General features: G+C 71.2%; 1 pseudogene. It reads left to right on the top strand.

What is annotated here, in order from left to right:
* Window positions 1–507, top strand: a pseudogene (locus tag IE249_RS39625) (polyketide synthase); the annotation flags it as partial.

Genomic DNA, 507 nt, shown 5'->3' with positions numbered 1-507 from the left:
CACCAGGTGCTGGCGGTGGTGCGGGGCAGTGCGGTCAACCAGGACGGCGCCAGCAACGGCCTCACGGCCCCGAACGGTCCGTCCCAGCAGCGAGCCATCCGGCAAGCACTGGAGAACGCTCGCCTGACGGCCGACCAGGTCGACGCGGTCGAGGCCCACGGCACGGGTACGCGCCTGGGTGACCCGATCGAGGCGCAGGCCCTGCTGGCCACGTACGGCCAGGAACGCCCCGCCGCCGACAGCCCGTTGTGGCTCGGCTCCCTCAAGTCCAACATCGGACACACCCAGAACGCCGCGGGCGTCGCCGGGATCATCAAGATGGTGATGGCGATACGGCACGGTGTGCTGCCGCGCACCTTGCACGTGGACGAGCCGTCGCCGGACGTGGACTGGTCGGCGGGTGCGGTGTCGTTGCTGACCGAGGCGCGGGAGTGGCCCAAGACGGGTGAGCCGCGTCGTGCGGCGGTGTCGGCCTTCGGAGTGAGCGGCACCAACGCGCACACGATC

Source organism: Streptomyces anandii JCM 4720, from assembly GCF_014650655.1.
GTDB lineage: Bacteria > Actinomycetota > Actinomycetes > Streptomycetales > Streptomycetaceae > Streptomyces > Streptomyces anandii.
This window is presented reverse-complemented; position numbering and strand designations above follow the sequence as displayed.